22 protein-coding genes and 1 tRNA gene are annotated in these 23094 nt (G+C 59.5%); 13 read left to right on the forward strand and 10 right to left on the reverse strand.

The genetic code is table 11. The features are described from left to right. Nucleotide 1 precedes the first annotated feature (1 nt). Together hypF and F8562_RS24770 are read left to right on the forward strand one after the other, a co-directional pair. Complete coding sequence (gene hypF / locus F8562_RS24765) at nucleotides 2-2221, forward strand: carbamoyltransferase HypF (RefSeq protein WP_032720430.1); 2220 nt, start codon at nucleotides 2-4, stop codon at nucleotides 2219-2221. An 11-nt stretch (nucleotides 2222-2232) separates the two neighbouring features. Beyond that, nucleotides 2233-3246 carry a HoxN/HupN/NixA family nickel/cobalt transporter gene (locus tag F8562_RS24770; RefSeq protein ID WP_014839307.1) on the forward strand — a complete coding sequence of 338 codons (1014 nt, stop codon included), beginning with the start codon at nucleotides 2233-2235 and terminating at the stop codon, nucleotides 3244-3246. A gap of 231 nt (nucleotides 3247-3477) precedes the next feature. Here the strand turns inward: F8562_RS24770 and norW are convergent, their stop codons facing one another. Beyond that, a complete protein-coding gene (gene norW, locus F8562_RS24775) occupies nucleotides 3478-4611 on the reverse strand; it encodes an NADH:flavorubredoxin reductase NorW (protein ID WP_014839306.1) in 1134 nt (377 codons plus the stop codon). After that, nucleotides 4608-6053, reverse strand: coding sequence for an anaerobic nitric oxide reductase flavorubredoxin (norV, locus tag F8562_RS24780; RefSeq protein ID WP_014839305.1), 1446 nt, complete (start codon nucleotides 6051-6053; stop codon nucleotides 4608-4610). The genes norW and norV overlap by 4 nt, the downstream gene beginning before the upstream one ends. A gap of 187 nt (nucleotides 6054-6240) precedes the next feature. Here norV and norR point away from each other — a divergent pair, with 187 nt between their 5' ends. Beyond that, the gene (norR, locus tag F8562_RS24790) at nucleotides 6241-7785 is read left to right on the forward strand and encodes a nitric oxide reductase transcriptional regulator NorR (RefSeq protein WP_014226520.1); all 1545 of its coding nucleotides are present in this window, start codon (nucleotides 6241-6243) and stop codon (nucleotides 7783-7785) included. Here norR and gutQ read toward each other — a convergent pair. The 7 genes from gutQ to srlA all read right to left on the reverse strand — a co-directional run bounded on the left by gutQ (nucleotide 7748) and on the right by srlA (nucleotide 12753). Further along, nucleotides 7748-8713: an arabinose-5-phosphate isomerase GutQ gene (gene gutQ, locus F8562_RS24795; protein ID WP_151891951.1), complete on the reverse strand. Its 966-nt coding sequence runs from the start codon at nucleotides 8711-8713 to the stop codon at nucleotides 7748-7750. The two genes, norR and gutQ, sit on opposite strands and share 38 nt — an antisense overlap. Beyond that, nucleotides 8706-9479 carry a glucitol operon DNA-binding transcriptional repressor SrlR gene (gene srlR, locus F8562_RS24800; RefSeq protein WP_004104826.1) on the reverse strand — a complete coding sequence of 258 codons (774 nt, stop codon included), beginning with the start codon at nucleotides 9477-9479 and terminating at the stop codon, nucleotides 8706-8708. The genes gutQ and srlR overlap by 8 nt, the downstream gene beginning before the upstream one ends. A 68-nt stretch (nucleotides 9480-9547) precedes the next feature. Continuing rightward, nucleotides 9548-9913, reverse strand: a complete 366-nt coding sequence (gene gutM / locus F8562_RS24805) for a transcriptional regulator GutM (protein WP_094909262.1) — start codon at nucleotides 9911-9913, stop codon at nucleotides 9548-9550. 129 nt (nucleotides 9914-10042) lie between these two features. Continuing rightward, the gene (gene srlD, locus F8562_RS24810; protein ID WP_014226518.1) at nucleotides 10043-10822 is read right to left on the reverse strand and encodes a sorbitol-6-phosphate dehydrogenase; all 780 of its coding nucleotides are present in this window, start codon (nucleotides 10820-10822) and stop codon (nucleotides 10043-10045) included. Between the two features lie 17 nt (nucleotides 10823-10839). Then, nucleotides 10840-11202, reverse strand: coding sequence for a PTS glucitol/sorbitol transporter subunit IIA (gene srlB / locus F8562_RS24815; RefSeq protein WP_004132227.1), 363 nt, complete (start codon nucleotides 11200-11202; stop codon nucleotides 10840-10842). A 13-nt stretch (nucleotides 11203-11215) separates the two neighbouring features. After that, entirely contained in the window at nucleotides 11216-12193 is a 978-nt protein-coding gene (locus tag F8562_RS24820) for a PTS glucitol/sorbitol transporter subunit IIB (RefSeq protein WP_014226517.1), read from the reverse strand. Further along, a complete protein-coding gene (gene srlA / locus F8562_RS24825) occupies nucleotides 12190-12753 on the reverse strand; it encodes a PTS glucitol/sorbitol transporter subunit IIC (RefSeq protein WP_004104818.1) in 564 nt (187 codons plus the stop codon). Before srlA ends, F8562_RS24820 begins: the two co-directional genes overlap by 4 nt. A gap of 262 nt (nucleotides 12754-13015) precedes the next feature. Between srlA and mltB the strand changes: the two genes are divergently transcribed. From mltB to F8562_RS24850, 4 genes are all read left to right on the forward strand, one after another. Continuing rightward, nucleotides 13016-14092, forward strand: coding sequence for a lytic murein transglycosylase B (gene mltB / locus F8562_RS24830; RefSeq protein WP_009651581.1), 1077 nt, complete (start codon nucleotides 13016-13018; stop codon nucleotides 14090-14092). 203 nt (nucleotides 14093-14295) lie between these two features. Further along, complete coding sequence (locus F8562_RS24840; RefSeq protein WP_161506263.1) at nucleotides 14296-15006, forward strand: metal ABC transporter ATP-binding protein; 711 nt, start codon at nucleotides 14296-14298, stop codon at nucleotides 15004-15006. Continuing rightward, nucleotides 15003-15866 carry a metal ABC transporter permease gene (locus F8562_RS24845; RefSeq protein WP_014226515.1) on the forward strand — a complete coding sequence of 288 codons (864 nt, stop codon included), beginning with the start codon at nucleotides 15003-15005 and terminating at the stop codon, nucleotides 15864-15866. Before F8562_RS24840 ends, F8562_RS24845 begins: the two co-directional genes overlap by 4 nt. Nucleotides 15867-15874: 8 nt before the next feature. Continuing rightward, on the forward strand, nucleotides 15875-16753 hold the full coding sequence (locus F8562_RS24850; RefSeq protein ID WP_014226514.1) for a metal ABC transporter substrate-binding protein: 879 nt from the start codon (nucleotides 15875-15877) through the stop codon (nucleotides 16751-16753). A 36-nt stretch (nucleotides 16754-16789) separates the two neighbouring features. Here F8562_RS24850 and F8562_RS24855 read toward each other — a convergent pair whose 3' ends face one another. Then, the gene (locus F8562_RS24855) at nucleotides 16790-17017 is read right to left on the reverse strand and encodes a hypothetical protein (RefSeq protein WP_014226513.1); all 228 of its coding nucleotides are present in this window, start codon (nucleotides 17015-17017) and stop codon (nucleotides 16790-16792) included. A 204-nt stretch (nucleotides 17018-17221) separates the two neighbouring features. Here F8562_RS24855 and pncC point away from each other — a divergent pair, with 204 nt between their 5' ends. The 6 genes from pncC (at nucleotide 17222) to F8562_RS24885 (ending at nucleotide 23028) form a co-directional block, all read left to right on the forward strand. Continuing rightward, nucleotides 17222-17719, forward strand: a complete 498-nt coding sequence (gene pncC, locus F8562_RS24860) for a nicotinamide-nucleotide amidase (RefSeq protein WP_014226512.1) — start codon at nucleotides 17222-17224, stop codon at nucleotides 17717-17719. Between the two features lie 80 nt (nucleotides 17720-17799). Continuing rightward, on the forward strand, nucleotides 17800-18858 hold the full coding sequence (recA, locus tag F8562_RS24865; RefSeq protein WP_004104808.1) for a recombinase RecA: 1059 nt from the start codon (nucleotides 17800-17802) through the stop codon (nucleotides 18856-18858). A gap of 71 nt (nucleotides 18859-18929) precedes the next feature. Continuing rightward, on the forward strand, nucleotides 18930-19430 hold the full coding sequence (gene recX, locus F8562_RS24870; RefSeq protein ID WP_014226510.1) for a recombination regulator RecX: 501 nt from the start codon (nucleotides 18930-18932) through the stop codon (nucleotides 19428-19430). A 130-nt stretch (nucleotides 19431-19560) separates the two neighbouring features. Beyond that, nucleotides 19561-22188 carry an alanine--tRNA ligase gene (gene alaS / locus F8562_RS24875; RefSeq protein WP_014839301.1) on the forward strand — a complete coding sequence of 876 codons (2628 nt, stop codon included), beginning with the start codon at nucleotides 19561-19563 and terminating at the stop codon, nucleotides 22186-22188. 238 nt (nucleotides 22189-22426) lie between these two features. Continuing rightward, on the forward strand, nucleotides 22427-22612 hold the full coding sequence (csrA, locus tag F8562_RS24880; protein ID WP_000906486.1) for a carbon storage regulator CsrA: 186 nt from the start codon (nucleotides 22427-22429) through the stop codon (nucleotides 22610-22612). Between the two features lie 323 nt (nucleotides 22613-22935). After that, nucleotides 22936-23028 (forward strand) — tRNA-Ser (locus F8562_RS24885). The last annotated feature ends 66 nt before the right edge of the window (nucleotides 23029-23094 follow it).

Here is a 23094-nt window from a genome sequence, read left to right on the forward strand (position 1 = left end):
AATGAACGGGGTGCAAATCCGCATTCGCGGTAAAGTGCAGGGGGTGGGATTCCGCCCCTTCGTCTGGCAGCTGGCGCAGCAGCTGGAGCTGCGCGGCGACGTGTGCAACGACGGCGACGGCGTGCTGGTGCGCCTTGTCGGCGATGATGCGCCATTTCTCGCCGCGTTAACCCGGCGCTGCCCGCCGCTGGCGCGTATCGACAGCGCGGCAGCGGCGCCTTTTGTCTGGGCCGCGCCGCCGCCGGGCTTTACCATCCGCCAAAGCGGGGCCGGAAGCATGCGCACGCAGATTGTGCCCGATGCCGCTACCTGCCCGGCATGCCTGGCGGAGATGAACAACCCGCGGGAGCGCCGCTACCGCTATCCGTTTATCAACTGCACCCACTGCGGGCCACGCTTTACCATTATTCGCGCTATGCCCTACGACCGCCCGCTGACCTCTATGTCGCCGTTTCCTCTTTGCCCCGCCTGCGCGGCGGAATATGGCGATCCCGCCGATCGCCGCTTTCACGCGCAGCCGGTAGCCTGCGCCGAGTGCGGCCCGCAGCTGGAGTGGCGCGGCCCGCAGGAGCATTTATTTGGCGAGGCCGCCTTAGATGCGACGATTGCTCACCTGCTGGCGGGCGATATTGTGGCGGTGAAGGGGCTGGGCGGTTTCCATCTGCTGTGCGACGCCGGAAACCGCGAGGCCGTGGCGAAGCTGCGGGCGCGTAAGCATCGCCCGGCGAAACCGCTGGCGGTGATGCTGGCGACAACGGCGGGACTCGATGAACCGGCGCTGACGCTGCTGACCTCTCCCGCCGCGCCGATCGTGCTGCTGGAGAAAACGCAGGTGGCCGGCCTGTGCGACCAGATTGCGCCAGGGCTTGCGGAAGTAGGGGGGATGCTGCCGTCTAATCCACTGCAGCATTTACTTTCGCAGGCGCTGGCGCGCCCATTAGTGATGACCTCCGGCAACCTTAGCGGTCGCCCGCCGGCGTTAACCAACGCCGAGGCGCTGGCGGATTTAGCCGGAATTGCCGACGGATTTCTGCTGCATAATCGCGAGATTGTGCAGCGGATGGATGATTCCGTGGTGCGGCAAAGCGGCGAGATGCTGCGCCGTGCCCGCGGCTACGTGCCGGACGCGCTGGCGCTGCCGCCGGGTTTCCACGACGTACCGCCGCTGCTGGCTCTCGGCGCGGATATGAAAAATACGTTCTGCCTGCTGCGCGGCGATGAAGCGGTGCTCAGCCAGCATTTTGGCGATCTCGATGAGGAGGGCGTCGAGGCGCAGTGGCGGCAGGCGCTGCGTCTGATGCAGGAGATTTACGCTTTTACCCCGCAGCGGGTGATTGCCGACGCCCATCCCGGCTACCGCGCTTCGCGGTGGGCGGCGTCGCTTATGCTGCCGGTGGACCGCGTGTTGCATCATCATGCCCACGCCGCCGCCTGCCTGGCCGAGCACCGCTGGCCGCGGGAGGGCGGCGACGTGATTGCCCTTATCCTCGACGGTATCGGGATGGGGGAAAACGGCGCGCTGTGGGGCGGCGAGTGCCTGCGGGTCAACTATCGCGAGTGCGAGCATCTCGGCGGTCTGCCGGCGGTGGCGCTGCCCGGCGGCGACCTCGCGGCGCGTCAGCCGTGGCGCAATCTGCTCGCCCACTGCCTGGCCTTCGTCCCCGAGTGGCAGAATTATGCCGACACCGCCGCGCTGCGCCAGCAAAGCTGGCCGCTGCTGGCGCGGGCAATCGAGCGCGGTATTAATGCGCCGCAGGCATCGTCGTGCGGCCGTCTGTTTGACGCCGTCGCCTGCGCGCTGGAGTGCGCGCCGCTAACTCTGAGCTATGAGGGGGAAGCGGCGTGCCGTCTGGAGGCGCTGGCGGCGACCTGCGAAGGAGTTGATCATCCGGCGACGCTGCCGTGGCGCGATGGAAAACTGGATCTGGCGACGTTCTGGCAGCAGTGGCTGAGCTGGCAGGCGAGCCCGGCGCAAAAAGCGTGGGCCTTTCATGATGCGCTGGCCCGCGGGCTGGCGGCGATGATGCGCGATTGCGCGAACGCGCGGAATATTCACACGCTGGCCTTCGGCGGCGGGGTACTGCACAACCGCCTGCTGACGGCGCGATTGACCTTTTATCTGGCCGATTTTACTCTGCTCTTTCCGCAGCAGCTGCCCGCAGGCGATGGCGCGATTGCCCTCGGCCAGGCGGTTATCGCTGCGGCCCGCCTGCAGGCTTAAAGGACACCGATATGATAGTGACGATTTTGCGTCAGCAGCCGCGCGCAGCGGCGCTGGTGCTGGCATTGATTGCCGCCAATTTGCTGACCTGGGGCTGGGCGTTTACGGCGTTCGGCGGCAGCGGCGCGCTGATGGCCGCCAGCCTGCTGGCCTGGGGTTATGGTCTGCGCCACGCGGTGGACGCCGACCATATCGCGGCCATCGACAACGTGACCCGCAAAATGATGCAGCAGGGGAAGCGGCCTTTTGCCGTTGGCGCGTGGTTCTCGCTGGGGCATTCGTCGATTGTGGTGCTGGCTTCGGCGGCGATTGCCGCGACCGCCACCGCGTTTGGCCAGCAGATGAGCTGGTTTCACGAGACCGGCAGCGTTATCGGCACCGCCGTGTCGGCGCTGTTCCTGCTGGTGATGGCCTTTATCAACCTGGTCATTTTGCGCAGCGTCTGGCGCAGCTTTCGGGCGTGGAAGCAGGGCGAAAAGGTAAGCGATGAGGTCATGACCGGCGGCGGCATGATGAGCTGGTTGTTCGGTAAAACCTTCCGCCTGATTAGCCGCAGCTGGCAGATGTATCTGGTGGGCTTTCTGTTTGGCCTCGGCTTTGATACGGCGACGGAAATCGGCGTGCTGGGGATCTCCGCCGCCAGCGCCTCGAGCGGGGTGTCGATTTGGTCGATTATGGTTTTTCCGGCGCTGTTTGCCAGCGGGATGGCGCTGGTGGATACGCTCGATAACGTGCTGATGGTCGGCGCCTACGGCTGGGCGTTCAGCAAGCCGCAGCGCAAGCTCTATTACAATATGACCATTACCGGCACCTCGGTGGTGGTGGCGCTGTTTATCGGCGGTCTGGAAGCGCTGGGGCTGTTGATGGATAAGTTCTCTCTGAGCGGCGGCCTCTGGCGCTGGGTTGGCGCAATGAACGACCATCTCGGCGACGCCGGTTTTGTGGTGGTCGGGCTGTTCGTGGCCTGCTGGGTGCTGTCGGTGCTCAACTACCGCTGGCGCGGGTACGATAATCTGGCGCGGTAGGTTGGGCATTTCCCCGGCTCGCGCTGCGCTTAGCCGGGCTACAGGTTAATGGCCGTCTGCTGGCGGTAGCCCGGACAGATGCGCAAGCATCGCCTCCGGGAAATTATGCCACTCTGCGCGCTGCTCCCGGGGGCGGCGCAAGGCGCCTGCCCGGGCTACTGCCGTCTGAGATCCGGTAGCCCGGGTAAGGCGTTTACGCCGCGACCCGGGAATAACCTCATTTCATCGAGGTTAACTCACCAGCTGCTTGAGCAGGGCAAAAGCATCTTTCATGCGATCCTCGCTGACCACAAAAGCGCGCAGCTGGTTCTCGGCGTCAACGCCTTTCGCGACCAGGCCGTCTTTGGCGGCAACGATATTCCACGTCAGATCCTCGCGCCGGGTATCGCCCGCCAGGTGCAGCGGTAAATCCGGCGTTTTGACCTTCACCAGCATCGGCGGCAGCTTCAGTTCTCCCTGCTGGGCCAGCAGATTTTTACTCAGGCACATGGCGCTTAGCAGAATCGGCTGCAGAAAAGGCAGGACCATGCCGTTGATTTCCGCGCAGTCGCCGAGGGCGTAAATCGCCGGATGGCTGGTTTGCAGCTGGCTGTTCACCACCACGCCGCGGTGAGTTTTCAACCCCGCATGCCGCGCCAGCGCCGTTTCCGGGCGTAAACCGGCGGCGGCCACCACCGCATCCACCGTCACCGTACGCTGGCGGTCCAGGGTGACGCGAATCCCGTCGGCGCTCTGCGTCAGGCTTTCCAGCTGGGACTTCAGCATTAGATGCACGCCCATGTCGGTCAGACGATGCTGCAGTCGGCTGCTGGCCTCGGGCGGCATCAGGGCCGACAGTACGCTGGCGGAGTTATCCACCACCGTCACCGCTTTGCCGGCGCGGCAGAAATCCATCGCCAGCTCGCAGCCAATCAGCCCGCCGCCGACGATCAGCACCCTTTTTGCATCGCGCAGATGGCTTTGCGCCGCACCGTATTCCCGCTGGCTGTTCAGGGTCAGCATCAGCTCGCGGCCCGGCACCGGTGGGATAAACGGCGTCGCGCCGGTGGCCAGCACCAGTTTGTCATAGCGCCACTCGCGGTCCTGGCTCTTCACCAGGTGCTGCTCGGCGTCGATATCGCTGACCCAGGTATGCGGAAACAGGCGCAGATTGTACTGCTCGGCAAACTCGCCCGCCGTTTGCAGGGTCAGGTCGTCGGCGTTCTGCCCGCGGCTGACCACATGGCTGAGATCCGGTTTGTTGTACTCATCCATGCTGTCGGCGGCGATCAGGGTCAGCGGGATATTCGGGTCCTGCTTGCGAATATTTTTCACCAGCTGACGGGCCGCGAAGCCCGAGCCGATGATGACGATGCCATCACTCATTTTGCCTCCGATGCCAGAACGTCAAACACATCTTTACCCAGCGAACACTCAGGGCAGAGGAAGTTATCCGGGACTTCGCTCCACGGCGTACCCGGCTGGACGTCCTGGTTCGGTTCGCCCTGTTCGGGGTCGTAAATCCACTGGCAAACGCTGCACTGCATTTTCGGGCCGAGATCGGCTGCCGCTGGCGCTGCGCAGGGCGTTGCCTCAGGCGCGGCGTGTTTGGCCTGGCTCGCCGGCAGCGGGGAGAGGGCCCACTGGCGGGCGATTTCGCGGCCGTGCTCGCGGCACACTTCCAGCGCGTCGAGATCCGGGCGCCATTTGGCCTTCAGGCTCAGGGACATTTCAAAGCCCGCATCCTGTAAACGCGTGGACAGGCGGTCAACCGCGCCGCCGCTCCAGCCGTGGGAGCCGAAGGCGCTGGCGCGCTTGTTACGGAAACGCAGGCCGGTCATCTCCTCCACCAGCCCGGCGATTTTCGGCATCATCACGTTATTCATGGTTGAGGTGCCGACCAGCACGCCCTTCGAGCGGAACACGTTGGTCAGAATGTCGTTTTTATCGCTGCGGGCGACGTTGAAAATTTTCACCGCCACCCGCGGATCCACGTCGGTAATGCCCTGGGCTATCGCGTCGGCCATCATGCGGGTGTTGTTGGACATGGTGTCGTAGAAAATCGTGATGCGGTCTTCCTGATAATCCGCCGCCCACTCGAGATATTTTTCGACGATCTGCGTCGGGTTATCGCGCCAGACCACGCCGTGGGAGGTGGCAATCATATCCACCGGCAGGTTAAAGCCGAGGATTTCGGTAATTTTCGGCGTCACCAGGCGGCTGAACGGGGTCAGAATATTGGCATAGTAGCGCTGGCACTGCTCATAAAGCTCAACCTGGTCAACTTCATCATTAAACAGATGTTCATCGCAGTAGTGCTGGCCGAAGGCGTCGTTGCTGAACAGCACCGCGTCGCCGGTCATATAGGTCATCATGCTATCCGGCCAGTGCAGCATCGGGGTTTCCACGAAAATCAGCTGTTTGCCGTTGCCGATATCCAGGCTGTCGCCTGTTTTCACCACCTTAAAATTCCACTCCGGGTGATGATGGTGTCCGGTGATGGAGTCGATGGCGTTGGCGGTACAGTAAATCGGCGTGTCCGGGATCTGGGTCATCAGCTCGGTCAGCGCGCCGGCATGGTCCTCCTCAGCATGGTTGATAATGATGTAATCAATATCGGCGAGGTCGATTTCACCGCGCAGGTTCTGCACGAATTCACGGCTGAATTTATGATCGACGGTATCGATCAGCACATTTTTTTCTTCCCGGATGAGATAGCTGTTGTAGCTGCTGCCGCGCAGCGTTTTGTATTCAGTCCCGTGGAAATCACGCACTTCCCAGTCGCGTTGGCCAACCCAATGAATGTTATTTTTAACCAGAATAGACATAGCAACCTCAATTAATTCAGCAGTGTTCAAATAAGATGTTTTGCTTATATCAAGTTGCGTGCCAACTTTTTAATTAATTGAATTTTAAGTGTTTTATGTTTTTTATTAAATCTGTTGATGTCAAAATGACAATGGTTAAAATAGTCGATATGACTACGTTTGGTGTCAAAATGACTATGAGGCGACAATGAGTTTCTCCGTCGAGGCCCTGGCGAAAATCGCCATTGATTTACAAAGCGATCTCGGCCATGCCGACCGTTTTTCGCGTTTGATTACCACCCTGCGGCAGATACTCGGCTGCGATGCTTCGGCGCTGCTGCGCTACGAGGCGCACCAGTTTGTGCCGCTGGCGATTGATGGCCTGGCCCAGGACGTGCTTGGCCGACGCTTTGCCCTTGAAGGCCACCCGCGGCTGGAGGCGATTGCCCGGGCGGGGGACGTGGTGCGCTTCCCGGCGGATAGCGATCTGCCGGACCCTTACGATGGCCTGATCCCCGGGCAGGAGAGCCTGAAGGTGCACGCCTGCGTCGGCCTGCCGCTGTTTGCCGGGCAAACCCTGATCGGCGCGCTCACCCTCGACGGCATGGATGCGGACCGTTTTGACAGCTTCAGCGACGAGGAGCTGCGCCTGATTGCCGCCCTGGTGGCCGGGGCGCTCAATAACGCGCTGCTGATCGCCCGGCTGGAGAATCAAAACGTGCTGCCGGAGCAGGCTATCGTGTATCCGGCAGCCGAACGTCAGGAGATGATTGGCCTGTCGGCGCCGATGCTGCAGCTGAAAAAAGAGATCGATATCGTCGCGGCTTCTGACTTAAACGTGCTGATTAGCGGCGAGACCGGCACCGGCAAAGAGCTGGTGGCGAAAGCGGTGCATCAGGGGTCGCCGCGGGCGGCCAATCCGCTGGTCTATCTCAACTGCGCGGCCCTGCCGGAGAGCGTGGCGGAGAGCGAGCTGTTTGGCCACGTCAAAGGGGCGTTTACCGGGGCGATCAGCAACCGCAGCGGTAAATTTGAAATGGCGGACAACGGGACGCTGTTCCTCGATGAAATTGGCGAGCTTTCGCTGGCGCTCCAGGCCAAGCTGCTGCGGGTGCTGCAGTATGGCGATATTCAGCGCGTCGGCGACGATCGCAGCCTGCGGGTTGATGTGCGGGTGCTGGCGGCCACCAACCGCGACCTGCGTCAGGAGGTGGTGGAGGGGCGCTTTCGCGCCGACCTGTATCATCGCCTGAGCGTGTTTCCGCTGTCGGTTCCGGCGCTGCGCGAGCGGGAAAGTGATGTGGTGCTGCTGGCCGGCTATTTTTGCGAACAGTGCCGTTTGCGCATGGGGCTGGCGCAGGTGATTTTAAGCGAAGCGACGCGGGCCAGGCTGCTCGCCTGGTCATGGCCGGGCAACGTACGTGAGCTGGAGCACGCGATTCATCGGGCGGTGGTGCTGGCGCGGGCGACGCAGGCGGGTAATGATATCGTGCTGGAGCCGCAGCATTTTCAGCTGGCCGGGGAAGCGCCGGCCTTGCCGACCGTCAGCCCGCAGCCGGCGGCGGAAGCGGTGAGCCTGCGCGAGGCGACGGAGGCGTTCCAGCGCGAAGCGATCGCCAGCGCGCTGGCGGCTAATGGCCGCAGCTGGGCCGCCGCCGCCCGCGCGCTGGGGCTCGACGTCGCCAACCTGCACCGGCTGGCGAAGCGTCTGGGGCTTAAAGGCTCCCGGCCTGATAAAAGTTCTGCAGGTTAATCGCGCCGACCAGCTGGCCGCTTTCATCCACCACCGGAGCGGCGCTGATTTTATGCTTCATCAGGCGCTCTTTGGCTTCTATCGCGCGGCTTTCCGCTTGCAGAGTGACGCCGTTGCGGGTCATCGCCTGGCTGACGATATCCTGTAAGCTGCCGCCGCCCACCAGCCAGCGGCGCAGGTCGCCGTCGGTAAAGACGCCCTGCACGTGATTGCGCTCATCGCAGACCGCCACCAGCCCCAGGCCGGTGCGGCTGAGTTCGAGCATCGCGTCCATGACGCTGGTGTCGTTGGCGACGCGCGGCACGTCGCCGTCGCGGCGCATCAGATAGTGAACTTTGTTCAGCAGCCGCGCGCCCAGCGCGCCGGCCGGGTGCGAACGGGCGAAATCTTCTTCGTTAAAGCCGCGGGCCTGCATGACCGCCATGGCCAGCGCGTCGCCGAGCATCAGGGTATTGACGGTGCTGGAGGTGGGCGCGAGGTGCATCGGACAGGCTTCACGCTCTACGGCAATATCAAGCACCGCTTTGGCCGCCAGCGCCAGCGGTGAAGTGGATTTACCGGTCATCGCCAGCAGCGGAATAGATTTTTCCTCCAGGCGCGGAACGATAAGATCCAGCTCTTTAGCGCTGCCGGAGTAAGAGATAAACAGCATCACGTCGCGGCTGTCGAGCATGCCGAGGTCGCCGTGCAGCGCTTCCGCCGGGTGAACAAAAAATGCCGGGGTGCCGGTGCTGGCGAAGGTGGCGGCCAGCTTTTTACCAATATGACCCGATTTACCGATACCGGAGACGACCAGTTTGCCCTCGCAGTGGATAATGGTTTCCGCCGCGCGGATGAAGTCGTCGCCCAGGCGTTCAGGCAGGCGGCTCGCCTCCTGAAGCTCCAGCATCAGGGTCTGGCGTCCGGCTTCTAACAGAAAGTTACTCATGATGTTCTCCAGTAATAATGACTTCGATGCCTTTGTCTTCCAGCGCCCGCTTAAATTCCGGGCTGATATCGGCATCGGTAATCAGTTTGTCTACGCTCTCCAGGCCGCAGACGATATTGGGACTTTTGCGGCCAAACTTCGACGAGTCGGCCATCAGGATAACTTCGCGGGCGGCATTGCACATCGCTTTGCTGACCGTATAAACCTCATTAAAGGTGGTGACGCCGGCGATTAAATCAATGCCGTCGGTGCCCATAAACAGTCGATCGAAGCTGAAGTGTTCGAAGGCGTTTTCCGCCAGCTGGCCGTGAAAGGAGGCCGATTTTTTGCGGAACGTGCCGCCCGGCATCAGAATGGTTTGTTCGTTATCCAGTTCGGAGAGGGCGTTGACGATATGCAGGCTGTTGGTCATCACGGTAATGTTATTGAAGCGGCTGAGCATCGGCACCATTTGCAGCACCGTACTGCCGGCGTCAAGAATGATCGAGTCGCCATCGTGAATGAAGCTGACCGCGGCTTCGGCAATCCGCTCTTTTTTATGGGTGTTGATCAGCGTTTTGTGGTCGATGGGCGGATCGGCCTCGTCTTTATTTAACACCACGCCGCCGTAAGTGCGGATAACGGTACCGGCATTCTCAAGGATCACCAGATCCTTACGGATGGTGGTGCCGGTGGTGTCGAAGTGTTGCGCCAGCTCTTCGACCGAGCATTTGCCCTGCGATTGCAGGTGCTCGAGAATGGCTGCCTGGCGCTGACGTGGTTTCATAGGCGTTGTATCCTGCGTTTAAAGTTTCGAAATGATAATTTCGCAAGATATTAACGTTCACAACGAAATTATCCATGTTTCGGATTAAGCGCTAATGATAGTGCATTCTGACAGAGCGGATCATTGGGAAAGATCACATCAGGCTGCAATTCCTTAAGATGCTTACCGGTGAGGGCGGGAATTTTTTGCGGCCTGGCGAAGACGGTGAGGCCTTTCATTAACAGCGTATCGCGAATGCGGTCGTTTTCGTCGACGGCGATGGCGATGGCGACGACGGCGCGCGGCTTGAACCGCCCCGAGGAGCGGCCGACGCCGACGCGTCCCTGCTGGCACAGCCGATCGAATGCGCGATTGAACTGCCTGATCTGCCAGCCGCCAAAGGCGAGCTGGGTTATCCAGGCGATGGCGGCGATAGTGATAAGTGCGGTAACCATAAAAGTCTCCTTAAGGCGTGTGCGATATTTCCCCGGAGGCGGCGCGTTGCGCCTTACCCGGGCTACGGATCGGCGCGGGGTGCCGGTTTTGTAGCCCGGATAAGCGCAGCGCAATCCGGGACCTCTGGTTTAAAACATCACCTGCCCGCCGGTGACGTTGATGGACTGCCCGGTGCAGTATGAAGCCTGCGGACTGGCGTAAAACATCAGCACGTTAAGTACGTCCTGGTAATCGCAGCCGCGCTTCAGCGGGACTTTGTCGATGTAATACTGCTCGACCTGCTCCTCCGGGATCCCCAGCTTGGTGGCGTACTGCGGCAGCAGAGACTGGAACATCGGCGACTTCAGCAGGTTGCCGAGCATCAGGGAGTGCACGGTAATCCCGTACTCCGCGAGGTCCAGCGCCAGCGACTGCGTCAGCCCCACGCCGCCAAACTTCGCCGCGCTATAGCCGGAGTTATGCTTGCTGCCCACTTTGCCGGATTTAGAGTTGATCTGAATGATGCGTCCTTTAATGCCGTCGCGGATCATCAGGCGGGAAAACTCGCGGGCGCAGAGGAAGTAGCCCACCAGATTCACCTGCAGCGAACGGTCGAAATCTCCCAGCGCGAAGTCGCTGATAAACGCCGCTTTAGCGATCCCGGCGCTATAGACCAGCAGGTCGACGCGGGAAAATATTTCGTCTACCCCGCGGGCGAGGGCGACCACGCTGGCTTCGCTGGTGGCGTCCGCGCCGAAGCCCCACGCCGTGCCTTCGCCATGTTCTGCATTGATGGCCTGCGCGACGCGGGTCGCTTTATCGCTCTGAATATCGACCACCGCCACGCGATAGCCTTCTGCGGCAAGCCCGCGACACAGAAACTCCCCTAAGGTTTGTCCCCCACCGATGACAACAGCAACCTGATTCATAATTTTCTCCTTACAACTTAAGCAACAAATTTCAGTACGCAGCCGGCGGCGATGCCTTCCGGCACCGGCCCCGCCACGTGTACGGTTCCGGGGAATTCCGCTTCGCGGTGGCCGTCAAAGCGCAGCGTGATATGGCCCAGCTCGCGCAGGTTCTGCTCGGCGACGTCGCCGACGGCGGTGACCGGGTAGCGCAGCTCGCCGAGCTGCAGCTCAGCGCCCGGCACCAGCGCGCCGGAGAGCTCGCCGTGGTTGTGAATAAAGCAGTACTCTTCGATATCGGCCGGGGCGCCTTCGCGGAAGGTGATCAGCATCTGCTCGTCCAGCGCCATCGCCGCGCTGGCGCCGATATGCGTAATGGTGGTCTGGTAAATCACGGTCATCTTCAGGCACCTCTTATTGGTAAATAAATCCGGAAACGAACCAGGCGATCAGCACCGTTGGCGCGCCGGTCAGGAAGCGGCTCACCAGTACCGACGGTACGCCGACGCGCACGGTGTCCTGGCGCGCTTCCGCCAGCGACAGGCCAACCGGGATAAAGTCGCAGGCGGCCTGGGCGTTAATGGCGAACAGCGCGGGCAGGGCGAGATGCGGCGGAATATTGCCAAGGCCAATCTGCACGCCAATCAGCACGCCGATAACCTGGGCGATGACCGCGCCGGGGCCGAGAAACGGCGACAGCAGCGGGAAAGAGCAGATCAGCGCCAGGGTGACGAGGCCCAGCGGATGGCTGGCGAGCGGCGCCAGGCCGTGGGCAATCCAGTCGCCGATGCCGGAGGCCATGATGATGCCGATCAGCGCCGCGACGAAGGCCATAAACGGCAGAATGGTTTTCAGCACCGTATCGATGGTGTCGCGCCCGGCCTGGAACAGCACCGCCACGACCGAGCCCATCCCCATACCAACTTTGGCCAGCAGGCCGTCGCTCTGCTCGGTTATTTTCTTGCTGGTGTCATAGTCGCGGGCCGCCGGCTGGGCAGGCGCGGCCTGCGGGGCCGGGGAGGGACCCTCTTCCAGCGCGAAAATGTTCTCTTCTTTGACGCCGGAAACGTAAATGTCTTCGACGATGTACTGCGCCAGCGGACCCGATTTGCCGGTCGCGTGGATATTAATGGTCGGGATGCGGCGCTTCGGGTAGATACCGCAGCGCAGGGTGCCGCCGCAGTCGATAATCGCCACGCCGATTTCCGCTTCCGGCGGTTCGCCCTCTTTGAAGCCATCGACCGCCTGCCAGCCGGTGAGGCGGGCAATTTTATCGACGATCGCCGGGCGGGTGCCCGCGGTGATATAGACAATCTTTTTACCGGCAACGGCGTCCAGTTCGAGCGGGCCGCCCCAGCCGCCGGCGCCTTTTTCAATGCGAATACGGGTCATGATGTCGCTCCTGACAGATGCACTTTCTGCTCAAGCTGGATGGCCATTTTTTTCTCAAAAATCGACGTGGTCAGGTCGGTCACCCAGCCGCGGAAGAAGTTCGTCACCAGGCCCACCAGCAGATAGCTCACCGCCAGCGGCCCTAACGGCAGACCGAGGGTGGTTAGCCCGTTGGCGATCCCCAGATAGACGAACAGTTCGCCGGGGTTGATGTGCGGAAACAGGCCGTTCATTGAGTGGCAGCTGTAGGAGGCCGCCGCGTAGTAGCTCGGTTTGTATTTCTCGGGCATAAAGCGCCCAAGGCTCAGGGTCATCGGGTTACAGAAAACGAAGGTGCCGATGCAGGGCAGCAGCAGGTAGCGGGAGATCGGATTACCGGCGCAGCGCTGCGCCAGCTTTTCGATCCGCTGCTGACCAATAAAGTTGATCAGCGCGTTCATGATCACCAGCAGACTGATCAGCAAAGGCAGGATCCCGGTGACCATACCGGTGAACACCTCGCCTCCCTTCTGAAACAGGCCGATAAACCATTCGGCGCCGTGGGTAACGACTTCAATCATTGTTCTCTCCTTCAGCGTGTTATTTTTCTTGCTAACTGGCAGATAATTTTAATCATTTTAAAAGGTTTTAAATTGTTATATTGATCGCAAAATGAAAGATAAATATTTTATTTTGAAATATTGTGGCTGGAGTAAACGAAGGATCCGGCGGGGCGAGAGGAAAAAGGGCGATAAAAAAGAATTTACATTGCCGCCGCTTCCTTGTGAGCGGGCGCATGCTTTACCATAATTACCCCTTGCCGATTTGTTAAATGGATGTCCCATGTTGAAGCGTCGTTCCCTGGCTTTACTCCCCCTGTGCGTTCTCCTCGCTGCCTGCAGCAGCAAACCTCAAACTCCTGCGGAAAAGGAAATGGCGGGCGGCACGGGCGGTTTTTTACTCGAGCCGCAGCATAACGTGATGGAGATGAGCGGCGATTTCGCCAATAACCCGGCGGCGGAACAGTTCATTGATAAAATGGTGAGCAAGCACGGCTTCGACCGACAGCAGCTGCATCAAATTCTCTCGCAGGCCAAACGCCTGGACTATGTGCTGCGTCTGATGGACCGTCAGGCGCCCACCGGGCTGCCGCCGTCAGGGCCAAACGGCGCCTGGCTGCGCTACAAAAAACAGTTTATTACCCCGGATAACGTGCAGAACGGCGTGGCATTCTGGAACCAGTATCAGGATGCGCTCAACCGCGCGTACCAGGTTTACGGCGTGCCGCCGGAAATTATCGTCGGGATTATTGGCGTCGAGACCCGCTGGGGCCGGGTGATGGGGAAAACCCGCATCCTCGATGCGCTGGCGACGCTGTCGTTTAACTATCCGCGCCGCGCAGAATACTTCTCCAGCGAGCTGGAAACGTTCCTGCTGATGGCGCGCAGCGAACAGGATGACCCGCTCGATCTGAAAGGCTCCTTCGCCGGCGCGATGGGCTACGGTCAGTTTATGCCCTCTTCTTACAGGCAGTACGCGGTGGACTTTAACGGCGACGGGCATATCAACCTGTGGGATCCGGTCGATGCGATCGGCAGCGTAGCGAACTACTTCAAGCAGCACGGCTGGGTGAGCGGCGATCTGGTCGCGGTACAGGCGCTGGGCCAGGCGCCTGGGCTGAACAATGGGTTCAAAACCAAATACAGCGTCTCGCAGCTGGCGGCGGCGGGACTTACCCCGACTCAGCCGCTGGGTAACCACCAGCAGGCGAGCCTGCTGCGTCTGGATATCGGCACAGGCTACCAGTACTGGTACGGTCTGCCGAACTTCTACACCATTACCCGCTATAACCACAGCACCCATTACGCGATGGCCGTCTGGCAGCTCGGTCTGGCGGTTTCTCAGGCCCGGATGCAGTAACCCCATCTTCTGTGCTCCTCTCCGTCCGGAGAGGAGTCTGTAACATTTTGCAGCATTTCCTTTTGTTGACGCCAATTTACATTCCGCGCTTCTTTTAATATTGTTATGTTATAACGTTTTGTTGAGGCGTAAACATTGACTTCCTTATTGATGACTTCAGGCATCGCCCGGCTGGCGATAGCCGGCGTGCTGCTGGCCGCCCTGTGGCTGGCAACCTGGTGGGCGGTATCGCTGCCATGATAGAGCTCGATCATCTGGTGGCTGGCTATGAAGGGCTGGCGATCGCGCCGTCCCTTAGCGGCACGATTGCAACGGGGAGTATGACGGCTATCGTCGGCCTGAACGGCTGCGGGAAATCGACGCTGTTAAAGACGCTGGCCGGATTTATCCCGCCGGTCAGCGGCCGCCTGAACTGGCGCGACGGACGGCCGGTTATCGGCTGGCTGGCGCAGCGGCATGCGCTGGAGTCGCAGTTTCCGCTCACGGTGCAGGATGTCGTCAGCCAGGGGGCCTGGCCGCAGGTATCGTTGCTGCGCGGGCTCGGGGGGGAGGTGCGCCAGCGTATCGTCGCGGCCATAGCGCGGGTGGGGCTGCTAGCGATGGCGAAAACGCCGATTGAGGCGCTCTCCGGCGGCCAGTTTCAGCGCATGCTCTTCGCGAGGGTGATGGTGCAGCGCGCGCCGCTGGTGATGCTCGACGAACCGTTTACCGGCATCGACGAAGCCACCTGCCGTGAGCTGATGGCGCTGATCCTGGAAATGCATCAGCAGGGGCAGACGATTCTGGCGGTGCTGCACGATAACCAGCGGGTCGCCGACTATTTCCCGGAAACGATGCTGCTGACGCCGCAGCGCGCCCGCTGGGGCAGTACGCCTGATGTGCTGCCCGCCTTTCACTCCGCGAGGCTGGCATGATCTGGCACACCTTCATTCAGCCCTTTATCGAGTTTGGCTTTATGCGCCGCGCGCTGGTGGTGTGCCTGGCGCTCTCCCTGAGCACGACCATGCTCGGCGTCTTCTTACTTTTACGCCGCATGAGCCTGATGGGCGATGCGCTCTCGCATGCGATTTTGCCCGGCGTGGCGGTGGGTTACCTGCTTAACGGGATGTCGCTGCTGGCGATGACCGTCGGGGGTTTTATTGCCGGCATTGCGGTGGCGCTGGTGGCGGGGTGGGTCAGCCGACGCACGCTTTTAAAAGAGGATGCCAGCTTTGCCGGATTTTATCTCGGCTCCCTGGCGCTGGGCGTCACGCTGGTCTCGCTGCGCGGCTCTAACGTCGACCTGCTGCATCTGCTGTTCGGCTCGATTCTGGCGGTAGACCGCGATTCGGCGCTGTTTGTGACCGGCGTTGCCAGCCTGACGCTGATTTGCATCGCCCTGTTTTATCGCGGCCTGGTCAGCGAAGCCTTCGACAGCGTCTGGCTTCAGGTGAACGCGCGAAGAGTGCCTGCGCTGCTGCACGGCCTGTTCCTCGCCCTGCTGGTGCTCAATCTGGTGGCCGGGTTTCAGGTGCTCGGCACGCTGATGGCGGTGGGGGTCATGATGCTGCCCGCGGTCGCGGCGCGCTGCTGGGCGCGGACGCTGCCGGGCATTCTGCTGCTGGCGGCGCTGATGGGCGGTTTTTGCGCGTGGATGGGGCTGAGCCTGTCGTGGGCGGCGAATTTGCCTGCCGGACCCGCCATTGTGCTGACCGCCAGCGGCCTCTTTTTTGTATCGGTGTTTTTTGGCTCGCGCAGCCGGCTGGTTGTCGGCTGGCGTAAATTAATGGGGTAAGGACAATGATGAAACGTACCGGGATATGGCTGGCGCTGGCGCTGGGTCTGGCATCGCACGGGGTGATGGCGAAAACGCTAAACGTGGTGAGCAGTTTTTCCGTGTTGGGCGATATGGTGCAGCAGATTGGCGGCGAACATGTGCATGTGGATACGCTAGTGGGGCCGGACGGCGATCCGCATACCTTCGAGCCCTCGCCGAAAGACAGCGCGCTGCTGAACAACGCCGATGTGGTGGTGGTCAACGGCCTGGGGCTGGAGGGCTGGCTGGACCGGCTGATTAAAGCATCCGGGTTCAAAGGCGAGCTGGTGGTGGCTTCCCGCGGAGTCAAAACCCACACGCTTGAAGAAGATGGCGCAACGGTAACCGATCCGCATGCGTGGAACAGCGCCGCGAACGGTGCGCTGTACGCGCAGAATATCCTCAACGGCCTGGTGAAAGCCGACCCGGAAGATAAGTTGGCGCTGGAGGCCTCCGGCAAGCGCTATATCAGCCAGCTTAACGAGATCGATCGCTGGGCTAAAAGCCAGTTCACCGCCATTCCACAGGCAAAGCGTAAGGTTCTGACCAGCCATGATGCTTTCGGCTATTTTGGCCGCGCCTATGGCGTGACTTTCCTCGCGCCGCAGGGGCTATCTTCGGAAAGTGAGGCCAGCGCGGCGCAGGTGGCGGCATTAATTCGACAAATTAAAGCCGACGAGGTGCATACCTGGTTTATGGAAAATCAGCTTGATCCAAGACTGGTTAAACAGATTGCCAGCGCGACGGGCGCGCAGCCGGGAGGAGAGCTCTACCCTGAAGCGCTCTCTCAACCGGGCGGCGTGGCGGACAGCTACGTGAAAATGCTGCGTCACAACGTGGAGCTGATCGCGGCGAGTATGAAATAAATAAAAACCGGCCCGCAATGGGCCGGTTATCCGCCGCTATGGTTCTGCGAGTATCTGCTTGATTTTTTTGTTCAATGTGAATCCACTGGCAATACAGCCCACGCCCAGCAGGATCTGTACGCCTTCGAACAGCGGGTTGAATGAGCGGGTGAAAATATGCAGTAGCGCGGTTAGCAGTGAAACTGTGCCGCATACAAACAGGTACAGGCGCACCTGGCGAATTTTTTTCACGTTCTGCTCTGAGGTAAGCGTTGCTTTGGCCATTCCTGGTAACCTCTCATTTAACTCTTCCTTATATGTGCGGTGAATTGTGACACCGGCGCCCCCGGGCGGCTATCCGAAAATGCGGCGTTGGCCATAGCCGATGTTTTTCGCCAGCCGACTCGTAAATTCGTTACCTCGTCCCCATATCTCCGTTGAAAGTGCTATCTTTGATGGCCTCTTTGTACAGCTTAAGTGGGGCGACGAATGACAGATTCGGAATTAATGCAGCTGAGCGAGCAGGTGGGGATGGCGCTGAAAGCGCGCGGTGCGACGGTGACCACGGCGGAGTCCTGCACCGGCGGCTGGGTCGCCAAAACCCTTACCGATATCGCCGGCAGTTCGGCATGGTTTGAGCGCGGTTTCGTCACTTACAGCAATGAAGCGAAATCGCAGATGATTGGCGTCAGCGAAGCGACGCTGCTTAGCCATGGCGCGGTGAGTGAACCGGTGGTGGTGGAGATGGCCATCGGCGCGCTGCGTGCGGCTCGCGCGGACTATGCCATTTCGGTCAGCGGCATCGCCGGGCCGGACGGTGGCAGCGCGGAAAAGCCGGTGGGAACCGTCTGGTTTGGCGTGGCCAGCGCCAGCGGACAGGGCGTAACCCGGCGCGAATGCTTTGCCGGAGACCGCGAGTCGGTACGCCGCCAGGCCACGGCCTACGCGCTAAATCTCCTCTGGCAACAATTTCTACAAAATACTTGATACTGTATGACTATACAGTATAATTGCTTCAACAGAACAGAATTCACTACCCGGTTACACCCGGCATGAGAGGAGTAATAATGGCTATCGACGAAAACAAACAGAAAGCGTTGGCGGCAGCACTGGGCCAGATCGAAAAACAATTCGGTAAAGGCTCCATCATGCGCCTGGGTGAAGACCGTTCCATGGATGTGGAAACTATCTCCACCGGCTCGCTTTCCCTTGATATCGCCCTGGGCGCAGGCGGCCTGCCGATGGGCCGTATCGTCGAGATCTACGGGCCTGAATCTTCCGGCAAAACCACGCTGACGCTGCAGGTTATCGCCGCCGCGCAGCGCGAAGGCAAAACCTGTGCGTTTATCGATGCGGAACACGCGCTGGACCCGGTTTACGCACGCAAGCTGGGCGTCGATATCGACAACCTGCTGTGCTCCCAGCCGGATACCGGCGAACAGGCTCTGGAAATCTGTGACGCGCTGGCGCGTTCCGGTGCGGTAGACGTTATCGTCGTTGACTCCGTTGCGGCGCTGACGCCGAAAGCGGAAATCGAAGGCGAAATCGGCGACTCTCATATGGGCCTCGCGGCGCGTATGATGAGCCAGGCGATGCGTAAACTGGCGGGCAACCTGAAGCAGTCCAACACCCTGCTCATCTTCATCAACCAGATTCGTATGAAAATTGGCGTGATGTTCGGTAACCCGGAAACCACCACCGGCGGTAACGCGCTGAAGTTCTACGCCTCCGTGCGTCTGGATATCCGTCGTATCGGTGCGGTGAAAGAGGGCGACAACGTTGTCGGCAGCGAAACCCGCGTTAAAGTGGTGAAAAACAAAATCGCCGCGCCGTTTAAACAGGCTGAATTCCAGATCCTCTACGGCGAAGGGATTAACTTCTTCGGTGAGCTGGTCGATCTCGGCGTGAAAGAGAAGCTGATTGAGAAAGCCGGCGCATGGTACAGCTATAACGGTGATAAAATCGGTCAGGGTAAAGCGAACGCCATCTCCTGGCTGAAAGAGAACCCGGCTGCGGCAAAAGAGATCGAGAAGAAAGTTCGTGAGCTGCTGCTGAGCAATCAGGACTCCACGCCGGACTTCGCGGTTGATGGCAACAGCGAAGCGGAAACCGAACAAGATTTCTGATATCGTCTGAACAGACTAACAAGGGGCCGCTTATGCGGCCCTTTTGCTTTTTTTGATTAGCGAGGCTGACCGTGACTGAAACTTCATCCCGCCGCTCTGACTACGCCAGGCTGCTGGATCGCGCGATTCGCATTCTGGCAATGCGCGACCACAGCGAACAGGAGCTAAGGCGAAAACTGGCTGCACCGGTCATGAGCAAAAACGGCCCTGAAGCGTTAGATGTGACGCCGGAAGAGGTCGATAAAGTCGTTGAATGGTGCATTGAGAACCGCTATCTGGACGACGAACGCTTTGTCCGTCAGTTCATTGCCAGCCGCAGCCGCAAGGGGTACGGCCCGGCGCGCGTCCGCCAGGAGCTAAAGCAGAAGGGGATCTCCCGCGAGACGACAGAGGCAGCCATGCGCGAGTGCGAAATCGACTGGGCGCGGCTTGCCAAAGAGCAGGCGCAGCGAAAATATGGCGACCCCCTGCCCAGCGTATTTGCAGAAAAAGTCAAAATTCAGCGCTTTTTGCTCTACCGCGGCTATCTGATGGAGGATATTCAGGAAATCTGGCGAAATTTTGCAGATTGACCCATCCGGGATTTTACTTCCCCGTGAAGAAAACTTATCTTATTCCCACTTTATTTTCGTGAGTAGCCTGCCGGTCGATACTGGGTAGTGGCTGCCAGCGACATTTCGTTAGCTTGATTTCAGGATAATTATGAGCAAGAGCACCGCTGAGATCCGTCAGGCGTTTCTCGACTTTTTCCATAGTAAAGGACATCAGGTAGTTGCGAGCAGCTCCCTGGTGCCGCATAACGACCCGACCCTGCTGTTTACCAACGCCGGGATGAACCAGTTCAAGGATGTTTTCCTTGGTCTCGACAAACGTAATTATTCGCGCGCGACCACCGCGCAGCGTTGCGTTCGTGCGGGTGGTAAGCACAACGATCTGGAAAACGTCGGCTACACCGCGCGTCACCACACCTTCTTTGAAATGCTGGGTAACTTCAGCTTTGGCGATTACTTCAAGCAGGATGCCATCAAATACGCATGGGAACTGCTGACCGGTGAAAACTGGTTCGCCCTGCCGAAAGAAAAACTGTGGGTGACCGTCTACGAAACCGACGATGAAGCGTTCGATATCTGGGCAAATGAAGTTGGCGTACCGCGCGAGCGTATTATCCGCATCGGCGACAACAAAGGCGCGCCGTTTGCTTCTGATAACTTCTGGCAGATGGGTGACACCGGGCCGTGCGGTCCATGCACCGAAATCTTCTTCGACCATGGCGACCATATCTGGGGCGGCCCTCCGGGAACGCCGGAAGAAGACGGCGATCGCTATATTGAGATCTGGAATATCGTCTTCATGCAGTTCAACCGTCAGGCTGACGGAACCATGGAACCGCTGCCGAAGCCGTCCGTAGATACCGGTATGGGCCTCGAGCGTATTGCCGCCGTGCTGCAGCACGTCAACTCCAACTACGATATCGACCTGTTCCGCGATCTGATTAAGAGCGTGGCGAAGGTTACCGGCGCGACCGATCTCTCGAACAAGTCGCTGCGCGTTATCGCTGACCACATTCGCTCCTGCGCATTCCTGATTGCCGATGGCGTTATCCCGTCGAATGAAAACCGCGGCTACGTGCTGCGCCGCATCATTCGTCGCGCAATTCGCCATGGCAACATGCTGGGCGCGAAGGAGACCTTCTTCTGGAAACTGGTTGCCCCGCTGATTGACGTGATGGGTTCCGCCGGCGAAGAGCTGAAACAGCAGCAGGCTCAGGTTGAGCAGGTGCTGAAGACCGAAGAAGAGCAGTTTGCCCGTACGCTGGAGCGCGGACTGGCGCTGCTGGATGAAGAGCTGGCTAAACTGCAGGGCGACACGCTGGACGGCGAAACCGCTTTCCGCCTGTACGACACCTACGGCTTCCCGGTTGACCTGACCGCGGACGTTTGCCGCGAACGCAACATCAAGGTTGACGAAGCCGGTTTTGAAGCCGCGATGGAAGAGCAGCGCCGTCGCGCGCGCGAATCCAGCGGCTTTGGCGCGGACTACAATGCGATGATCCGCGTCGACGGCGCCTCTGAGTTTAAAGGCTATGACAGCCTGGAACTGAATGGCAAAGTCACTGCGCTGTTTATCGATGGTAAAGCGGTTGACGCGGTGAACGCCGGTCAGGAAGCGGTTGTTATCCTCGACCAGACGCCGTTCTACGCCGAATCCGGCGGCCAGGTGGGTGACAAAGGCGAACTGAAGGGCTCCGGTTTCTCCTTCCAGGTCAGCGACGCGCAGAAGTACGGTCAGGCAATTGGCCATATTGGTAAACTGACCAGCGGTTCGCTCAAAGTCGGCGACGCCGTGCAGGCCGATGTCGATCAGGCTCGCCGCCAGCGTATCCGCCTGAACCACTCCGCGACGCACCTGATGCACGCGGCGCTGCGCCAGGTTCTCGGTACGCACGTTGCGCAGAAAGGCTCTCTGGTCAACGACAAAGCATTGCGCTTCGACTTCTCGCATTTTGAAGCGATGAAGCCGGAGGAGATCCGTGCGGTAGAAGATCTGGTGAACGCGCAAATTCGTCGCAACCTGCCGATCGAAACCAATATCATGGATATTGACGCTGCGCGTGAATCCGGCGCGATGGCGCTGTTTGGCGAGAAGTATGACGATCGCGTTCGCGTGCTGAGCATGGGCGATTTTTCCACCGAGCTGTGCGGCGGTACGCACGCCTCGCGCACCGGTGATATCGGCCTGTTCCGCATTACCTCTGAATCCGGTACCGCCGCTGGCGTGCGCCGTATCGAAGCGGTGACCGGCGAAGGCGCGATGGCGATGCTGCACGCGCAGAGCGATCTGCTGGGCGATATTGCACAGCTGCTGAAAGGGGATACCCACAGCCTCGGTGACAAAGTCCGCGCCGCGTTAGAACGCAGCCGTCAGCTGGAAAAAGAGCTGCAGCAGCTGAAAGAGCAGGCTGCCGTGCAGGAGAGCGCAAATCTCTCCAGCAAAGCGGAAGAGATTAACGGCGTTAAGCTGCTGGTCAGCGAGCTGGCCGGCGTTGAGCCGAAAATGCTGCGTACTATGGTTGACGATCTGAAAAATCAGCTGGGTTCAACGATTGTCGTGTTGGCCACGGTCGCAGAAGGTAAGGTTTCTCTGATTGCAGGTGTGTCTAAGGATGTGACAGACCGCGTTAAAGCCGGGGAACTGATTGGTATGGTCGCCCAGCAGGTGGGCGGTAAAGGGGGCGGTCGTCCGGATATGGCGCAAGCCGGCGGTACCGATGCGTCTGCTCTCCCTGCTGCGTTAGCCAGTGTGAAAGGCTGGGTAAGCGCAAAACTGTAATAACTATAATTGCATAGATGCTGTGATTCTCGGATTACAGCATCTTGCGCGAGAAGCACTGATAACGATAAAGTCGGGTTGAAGTTGTGTATATCGGCTAAACTTAGGTTTAACAGAATGTGATGCCGTGACTGCTTACACCGTAGGGTGTTTGTCATCGCTTACTTTTTGGCGTTATATGATGGATAATGCCGGGATACGAGAGACCCGACTCTTTTAATCTTTCAAGGAGCAAAGAATGCTGATTCTGACTCGTCGAGTTGGTGAGACCCTCATGATTGGAGATGAGGTCACTGTGACAGTTTTAGGGGTGAAGGGTAACCAGGTACGTATTGGCGTTAATGCCCCTAAAGAAGTCTCCGTGCATCGTGAAGAGATCTACCAGCGTATCCAGGCTGAAAAATCCCAGCAGTCCAGTTACTAAGGTTTTCGCGCCTCGCTATTTTGTGAGGCGCCTCCTTCCACCCGCCGTTTTTGCCAATTTTCCTCTCCGATAGCCTCTCATTTTTGTCTCTTTCTCCGCATCCGCGACAGTTATCTTTTGCGTTAGCCGCGGCGTAATCAGCAATTTCTTGTTGATAAAATACTCTTTTTGCCGTTTTCACAGGCTAATTGCGCGGGAAGTGTGCAAACGAAAAAAAGGTCTCGAAAAAAGGTTTGACTTATAAGTACCAGAAAGTAATATGTGCGCCATCGCAGCGACGAAGAGCAGAAACAAGTTCTTCGAAGCACTCGTAAGAGGCGTGTGGTGAGGTGGCCGAGAGGCTGAAGGCGCTCCCCTGCTAAGGGAGTATGCGGTCAAAAGCTGCATCCGGGGTTCGAATCCCCGCCTCACCGCCATTTTGCATCCGTAGCTCAGCTGGATAGAGTACTCGGCTACGAACCGAGCGGTCGGAGGTTCGAATC

Source organism: Klebsiella sp. RCJ4 (assembly GCF_009025755.1).
Taxonomy (GTDB): domain Bacteria; phylum Pseudomonadota; class Gammaproteobacteria; order Enterobacterales; family Enterobacteriaceae; genus Klebsiella; species Klebsiella michiganensis.

Excerpts from the sequence above, each read along its gene's own strand:
- hypF (WP_032720430.1), top strand. The coding sequence starts at position 2 with ATGAACGGGGTGCAAATCCGCATTCGCGGTAAAGTGCAGGGGGTGGGA.
- F8562_RS24770 (WP_014839307.1), top strand. The coding sequence starts at position 2,233 with ATGATAGTGACGATTTTGCGTCAGCAGCCGCGCGCAGCGGCGCTGGTG.
- norW (WP_014839306.1), bottom strand. The coding sequence starts at position 4,611 with ATGAGTGATGGCATCGTCATCATCGGCTCGGGCTTCGCGGCCCGTCAG.
- norV (WP_014839305.1), bottom strand. The coding sequence starts at position 6,053 with ATGTCTATTCTGGTTAAAAATAACATTCATTGGGTTGGCCAACGCGAC.
- norR (WP_014226520.1), top strand. The coding sequence starts at position 6,241 with ATGAGTTTCTCCGTCGAGGCCCTGGCGAAAATCGCCATTGATTTACAA.
- gutQ (WP_151891951.1), bottom strand. The coding sequence starts at position 8,713 with ATGAGTAACTTTCTGTTAGAAGCCGGACGCCAGACCCTGATGCTGGAG.
- srlR (WP_004104826.1), bottom strand. The coding sequence starts at position 9,479 with ATGAAACCACGTCAGCGCCAGGCAGCCATTCTCGAGCACCTGCAATCG.
- gutM (WP_094909262.1), bottom strand. The coding sequence starts at position 9,913 with ATGGTTACCGCACTTATCACTATCGCCGCCATCGCCTGGATAACCCAG.
- srlD (WP_014226518.1), bottom strand. The coding sequence starts at position 10,822 with ATGAATCAGGTTGCTGTTGTCATCGGTGGGGGACAAACCTTAGGGGAG.
- srlB (WP_004132227.1), bottom strand. The coding sequence starts at position 11,202 with ATGACCGTGATTTACCAGACCACCATTACGCATATCGGCGCCAGCGCG.
- F8562_RS24820 (WP_014226517.1), bottom strand. The coding sequence starts at position 12,193 with ATGACCCGTATTCGCATTGAAAAAGGCGCCGGCGGCTGGGGCGGCCCG.
- srlA (WP_004104818.1), bottom strand. The coding sequence starts at position 12,753 with ATGATTGAAGTCGTTACCCACGGCGCCGAATGGTTTATCGGCCTGTTT.
- mltB (WP_009651581.1), top strand. The coding sequence starts at position 13,016 with ATGTTGAAGCGTCGTTCCCTGGCTTTACTCCCCCTGTGCGTTCTCCTC.
- F8562_RS24845 (WP_014226515.1), top strand. The coding sequence starts at position 15,003 with ATGATCTGGCACACCTTCATTCAGCCCTTTATCGAGTTTGGCTTTATG.
- F8562_RS24850 (WP_014226514.1), top strand. The coding sequence starts at position 15,875 with ATGAAACGTACCGGGATATGGCTGGCGCTGGCGCTGGGTCTGGCATCG.
- F8562_RS24855 (WP_014226513.1), bottom strand. The coding sequence starts at position 17,017 with ATGGCCAAAGCAACGCTTACCTCAGAGCAGAACGTGAAAAAAATTCGC.
- pncC (WP_014226512.1), top strand. The coding sequence starts at position 17,222 with ATGACAGATTCGGAATTAATGCAGCTGAGCGAGCAGGTGGGGATGGCG.
- recA (WP_004104808.1), top strand. The coding sequence starts at position 17,800 with ATGGCTATCGACGAAAACAAACAGAAAGCGTTGGCGGCAGCACTGGGC.
- alaS (WP_014839301.1), top strand. The coding sequence starts at position 19,561 with ATGAGCAAGAGCACCGCTGAGATCCGTCAGGCGTTTCTCGACTTTTTC.
- csrA (WP_000906486.1), top strand. The coding sequence starts at position 22,427 with ATGCTGATTCTGACTCGTCGAGTTGGTGAGACCCTCATGATTGGAGAT.